The 5,945-nt window shown below is 74.2% G+C and carries 5 protein-coding genes; 4 read left to right on the forward strand and 1 reads right to left on the reverse strand.

What is annotated here, in order from left to right; translation table 11 throughout:
* The first annotated feature begins 131 nt into the window (after positions 1-131).
* The 4 genes from GFJ45_RS14610 (at position 132) to GFJ45_RS14625 (ending at position 5,263) form a co-directional block, all read left to right on the forward strand.
* Positions 132-1,814 (forward strand): CTP synthase, encoded by a 1,683-nt coding sequence (locus GFJ45_RS14610; protein ID WP_153398491.1) that lies wholly within the window; start codon positions 132-134, stop codon positions 1,812-1,814.
* Positions 1,811-2,491 (forward strand): NUDIX domain-containing protein, encoded by a 681-nt coding sequence (locus tag GFJ45_RS14615; RefSeq protein ID WP_153398493.1) that lies wholly within the window; start codon positions 1,811-1,813, stop codon positions 2,489-2,491. The genes GFJ45_RS14610 and GFJ45_RS14615 overlap by 4 nt, the downstream gene beginning before the upstream one ends.
* A gap of 145 nt (positions 2,492-2,636) precedes the next feature.
* Positions 2,637-4,466: an aspartate--tRNA ligase gene (gene aspS / locus GFJ45_RS14620; RefSeq protein WP_153398499.1), complete on the forward strand. Its 1,830-nt coding sequence runs from the start codon at positions 2,637-2,639 to the stop codon at positions 4,464-4,466.
* Positions 4,467-4,528: 62 nt separating this feature from the next.
* Positions 4,529-5,263 (forward strand): VOC family protein, encoded by a 735-nt coding sequence (locus GFJ45_RS14625; RefSeq protein ID WP_153398495.1) that lies wholly within the window; start codon positions 4,529-4,531, stop codon positions 5,261-5,263.
* Positions 5,264-5,332: 69 nt separating this feature from the next.
* On the opposite strand, the gene GFJ45_RS14630 is transcribed toward GFJ45_RS14625, so the two are convergent.
* On the reverse strand, positions 5,333-5,945 hold a 613-nt coding region (locus GFJ45_RS14630; RefSeq protein WP_153398497.1), incomplete at its 5' end, for a GNAT family N-acetyltransferase.

A 5,945-nucleotide genomic window follows, 5' to 3' on the forward strand; every position in this document is an offset into this window, starting at 1 on the left:
CGCGGCGCCGACCTCCCGGGCAGCGCCGCGGCCTGCCGGGCCGCCCTGGCCGCCTACCGCCGCGCCCGAACCCGCGTCGGCGGGCGAGCCGCCAGCGCGAGCCGATCTGATCTGACGTAGACTGGGAGCCCGTGGTGGAGCAGACCAAACACATCTTCGTGACCGGCGGCGTCGCTTCCTCCCTGGGGAAGGGACTGACCGCATCCAGCCTCGGGCTGTTGCTCCGGGCCCGCGGCCTGCGGGTGACGATGCAGAAGCTCGACCCCTACATCAACGTCGACCCCGGCACGATGAACCCGTTCCAGCACGGGGAGGTCTTCGTCACCGAGGACGGCGCCGAGTGCGACCTGGACATCGGCCACTACGAGCGCTTCCTGGACCGCGAGCTCCGCGGCCGCGCCAACGTCACCACCGGTCAGGTGTACAACGACGTCATCGCCAAGGAGCGGCGGGGGGAGTACCTCGGCGACACCGTCCAGGTGATCCCTCACATCACCAACGAGATCAAGTCCCGGATGCGGACCGACGCAGCGGAGCCGGACCCCGAGCAGCGGCCCGACCTGATAATCACCGAGATCGGCGGCACCGTCGGCGACATCGAGTCACTGCCGTTCCTGGAGGCCGCCCGGCAGGTCCGCCACGACATCGGCCGGGCCAACGCGCTGTTCGTGCACGTCTCCCTGGTGCCCTATCTCGCGCCGAGCGGGGAGCTGAAGACCAAGCCCACGCAGCACTCGGTGGCCCAGCTGCGGCAGGTCGGCATCACGCCCGACGCGCTGGTGCTGCGCTCGGACCGGGAGGTGCCCACCTCCATCAAGCGCAAGATCTCGCTGATGTGCGACGTCGACGTCGACGGTGTCGCCAACGCCGTCGACGCCCCGAGCATCTACGACATTCCCCGGGTGCTGCACGGGGAGGGGCTCGACGCCTACGTGGTGCGCCACCTGGGGCTGCCGTTCCGCGACGTCGACTGGACCGGCTGGGACGAGCTGCTGCGCCGGGTGCACCAGCCCGAGCACGAGGTCGAGATCGCCCTCGTCGGCAAGTACGTCGACCTGCCCGACGCCTACCTCTCGGTCACCGAGGCGCTGCGGGCCGGCGGCTTCCACCACGACGCCCGGGTGAGCATCCGATGGATCGCCTCCGATGAGTGCCGCACCGAGGCCGGCGCCACCAAGGCGCTCGCCGGCGTGGACGCCGTCTGCGTGCCCGGCGGCTTCGGCGTGCGCGGCATCGAGGGCAAGGTCGGGGCGCTGCGATGGGCCCGCGAGCGTGGCGTACCGGCGCTGGGGCTGTGCCTCGGCCTGCAGGCGATGGTGATCGAGTACGCCCGCAACGTGGCGGGGGTCGAGGCCGCCAGCTCCACCGAGTTCGACCCCGACACCGCCGCCCCCGTCATCGCGACCATGGCTGAGCAGAAGGCCTACGTCGACGGCGGGGGTGACCTCGGCGGCACGATGCGGCTCGGCTCGTACGAGGCCGTGCTGCAGCCCGGCTCCGTCGTGGCCGGCGCCTACGGGGCCACGACCGTCAGTGAGCGGCACCGGCACCGCTACGAGGTCAACAACGCCTACCGGGAGCAGCTGGTCGCGGCTGGGCTGTCGGTCAGCGGCACCTCACCCGAGGGCACCCTGGTGGAGTTCGTCGAGCTCCCCGCCGAGGTGCACCCCTACTACGTCTCCACACAGGCCCATCCAGAGTTCCGGTCCCGCCCGCACCGGGCCCACCCGCTCTTTGCCGGGCTGGTCGGGGCCGCGCTGGACCTGCAGCGCAGCCAGCGGCTGGTCGAGGTCGAGCGCACCCCGGCCCGATGAGCCTGCGGGCACCACGGGCCGGCGCCGACGACCTGGCCGACCGGCTCGAGCAGCAGCCGGTCAGCCGGACCGACACGCTGCTGACCGGCGCCATCTGGACGATCCGCAGCGACCGCGTCGACCTCGGTGACGCCGGCGAGGTCACCCGGGAGTGGGTCGACCACCCCGGCGCGGTGAGCATCCTGGCGCTGCGGCAGGACCGTGGCCGCGACGAGGTGCTGCTCATCCAGCAGTACCGGCACCCGGTGGGCAGCTACGAGTGGGAGCTCCCGGCCGGGCTGCTGGACGTCGAGGGGGAGCCGCCCTGGCAGGCGGCCGCCCGCGAGCTCGCCGAGGAGGCCGACCTGCGCGCCGGCCGGTGGGACCTGCTGGCCGAGTACTTCTCCTCCCCGGGCGGGCTGTCGGAGGCCAAGCGGATCTACCTCGCCCGTGACCTCAGCGACGTCCCCGCCGAGGACCGGCACGTTCGGGAGGCCGAGGAGCACGGCATGCCCACCCGGTGGGCCGACCTCGACGAGGCCGCGACCGCGGTGCTGACCGGGCGGATGCGCAACTCCGCCGCCCACATCGGCATCCTGTCCGCGGTGGCCTCCCGCTCCCGCGGCTGGGACACGCTGCGCCCCGTCGACCTGCCCTGGCCGGCCCACCCGCGGCTGCGGGCCCGGGACGGCCGCTGACCGCCACCCTGGCAGCGGTAGCGGCACGCCGGCCCCGGCGGCAGAGTCCGTAGGATGGGCCGGGCGTCGGCGCCGGGCGCCCCTCCCGACCCGCACCGACCGCGACCCACGAGCTCGACCCATGACCCAGGAAGGGACACCAGCAGTGCTGCGAACTCACGAGGCCGGCACCCTGCGCGCCGACCACGCCGGCCAGACCGTCACCCTCACCGGGTGGGTGGCCCGGCGGCGCGACCACGGCGGCGTGGCCTTCCTGGACCTGCGTGACGCCTCCGGCGTGGTGCAGGTGGTGGCCCGGGACGAGGTGCTTGCCGAGGGGGGCGCCCACGACCTGCGCAACGAGTACTGCATCCGGGTGGCCGGGAGCGTCCGGGCCCGCCCGGAGGGCAACACCAACCCCGACCTGCCCACCGGGGAGGTCGAGGTGGTCGCCGGCGACCTGGAGGTGCTCAGCACCTCCGACCCGTTGCCCTTCCAGCTCGACGAGCGGGTGGCCGTGGGCGAGGAGGCCCGGCTGCGGCACCGCTACCTGGACCTGCGCCGGAGCGGCGCCGGCTCGGCAGGGGAGAACCTGCGGCTGCGCAGCCGCGTCAACGCCGCCGCCCGGACGGTGCTGGCCGAGCGTGACTTCGTCGAGGTGGAGACGCCGACGCTGACCCGCTCCACCCCCGAGGGCGCCCGCGACTTCCTGGTGCCGGCCCGGCTGCAGCCGGGGTCCTGGTACGCCCTCCCGCAGAGCCCGCAGCTGTTCAAGCAGCTGCTCATGGTCGCCGGGATGGAGCGCTACTACCAGATCGCGCGCTGCTACCGGGACGAGGACTTCCGCGCCGACCGGCAACCGGAGTTCACCCAGCTCGACATCGAGATGAGCTTCGTCGAGCAGGAGGACGTCATCGAGCTGGCCGAGGCGGTCACCCGCGCGGTCTGGGGTGTCGCCGGGGTGGAGCTGGCGACACCGTTCCCCCGCATCAGCTACGCCGAGGCGATGGCGCGGTACGGCACCGACAAGCCCGACACCCGGTTCGGCCAGGAGCTGGTGGACTGCACCGCGTTCTTCGCCGACACCCCCTTCCGGGTGTTCCAGTCGCCCTACGTCGGGGCGGTGGTGATGCCCGGCGGCGGTAGCCAGCCGCGCCGCCAGTTCGACGCCTGGCAGGACTGGGCCCGTCAGCGCGGTGCCAAGGGGCTGGCCTACGTGACCGTCGCCGAGGACGGCACCCTCGGCGGGCCGGTGGCCAAGAACCTGTCCGAGACCGAGCGGGAGGGCTTGGCCGCACACGTGGGCGCCGCCCCGGGCGACTGCGTGTTCTTCGCCGCAGGACCGCCGAAGCCCTCCCGGGCGCTGCTGGGCGCGGCCCGGCTGGAGATCGGCCGCCGCTGCGGACTTATCGACGAGGACACCTGGTCGCTGCTGTGGGTGCTCGACGCCCCGCTGTTCGAGCCGGCCGAGGAGGCGGTCGCCTCCGGTGACGTCGCCGTCGGCTCGGGGGCCTGGACGGCGGTGCACCACGCGTTCACGGCGCCGCAGCCGCAGTTCCTGGACACCCTCGAGGAGGACCCAGGCGGGGTGCTGGCCTACGCCTACGACCTCGTCTGCAACGGCAACGAGATCGGCGGCGGGTCCATCCGTATCCACCGCCGGGACGTGCAGGAGCGGGTCTTCGCCGTGATGGGGCTGACCCCGGAGCAGGCGGAGGAGAAGTTCGGCTTCCTGCTGGAGGCGTTCCGCTACGGCGCGCCCCCGCACGGCGGCATCGCCTTCGGGTGGGACCGGATCGTCGCCCTGCTGGCCGGCACCGACTCCATCCGCGACGTCATCGCCTTCCCCAAGTCCGGCGGCGGGCTCGACCCGCTGACCGGGGCACCGGCACCGATCACGCCGGAGCAGCGCGCCGAGGCGGGCGTCGACGCGGAGCCGGAACCGGACGCCCCCGCAGCGCAGGGCGCGGCGGAGGTGAACCCGGTCCGCAGCTGAGCGCCGACCGGTCCGCCGCGAGGTGGCCCGCGGCCGTCGGTGGCAGGCCGTAGGCTGCCGCCGTGCGGCTGGAGAACATCGCGGTGGACTGCGCCGACCCGGCCCGGCTGGGCCGGTTCTGGACCGCGGCGCTCGGTCTCGACCCGGGCCGGGAGGCCGACGGCGAGTACGAGGCGCGGCTGCAGGTCGACGGCGGGCCCTGGCTGGACCCGTGCTTCCAGCGGGTCCCTGAGCCCGCGACCGCGCCCCCGCGGCTGCACCTCGACCTGCTCGGCGGGCCGCGCCAGCGGCAGGTCGTCGAGCGGCTGCTCGAGCTGGGCGCGCGACACCACGACGTCGGCCAGGGACAGGTTCCCTGGGTGGTCCTCGCCGACCCGGAGGACAACGCGTTCTGCGTGATGGAGGACCGGCCCGTCTACTCCGGGACCGGCCCGATCGCGGCGCTGCCGCTGGACAGCGCCGACCCCTCCCGCGACGCCCGGTTCTACACCGCCCTGACCGGGTGGTCGGTGTCCGGGGAGGTCAGCGGCTACGTCATGCTGCGTCATCCCTCCGGCCGCGGGCCGGTGCTTGAGCTGTGTCCCGAGCCGGCGCCCAAGCGCGTCAAGAACCGCATGCACCTGGACGTCCGGCCCGAGCCCGGTGACCCGGGCACGGAGCAGGTGGTGCGGCAGGCGCTGGACCTCGGCGGCACCCTGGTCACCGACCCGTGGGCCCACGGCCATCCGTGGACGGTGCTGACCGACCCCTCCGGCAACGAAGTGTGCGTCCTGGCGAAGGAGAGCGCCGGCAGCTGAGCGTGGGCCCGGCGCGCCATGCTGGCCGCCGCGGGCCAGGTGCTGGCACTGAGCGGTACCGGCAGCGCGTCAGCCGCCGAGGGGTGCGGCGACGCTGCGGGTGCTCCAGGCGTGCGCCGTCCGGAACCCCAGCTGGTGGTAGAGGGCCACCGCCGCGACGTTGTCCGCGTACACCCCGAGGGTGCACACGCCGGAGTCGTCGATCGCGCGGCGGGCCAGCGCTGCGGTCACCACCCGGCCCAGCCCCTGGCGGCGCTCGGCGGTGCCGATGACGATGCCGGTCAGGTGAGGCGCTCCGGTGTCGAGACGTTCCATGCCACCGACCGCCCGCAGCCGCCCTGCCGCGTCCCGCAGGCCGAGCCACAGCTCGGTCCGCCCGCTGCCGGCGTCGGCCCACGTGCGCGGGCTGTGGGTGCGGGCGAAGGTCATGATCTCCTCCGCGTCGCCCCGGTCGGACAGCTCGACCAGGTGTTCCTCACCAGGCACCGGTGCGGGCGCGGTGCCAGTCCACATCCACTCCCAGTCACCGCCGTCCCCGGTCGGTACGAGCCGATCGCGCACGGCCGCCCAGTCCCGTGGCACGCTGACCGACTGGGCCGCGGCGAGCCGTCCCTCCTCGCGGAGGGCCTGCAGGGCCGCCGCCACGGCCCGGCCCGGGTGCCGCGCCGGCGGCAACGGCCAC

The organism is Ornithinicoccus halotolerans, from assembly GCF_009602535.1.
GTDB lineage: Bacteria > Actinomycetota > Actinomycetes > Actinomycetales > Dermatophilaceae > Ornithinicoccus > Ornithinicoccus halotolerans.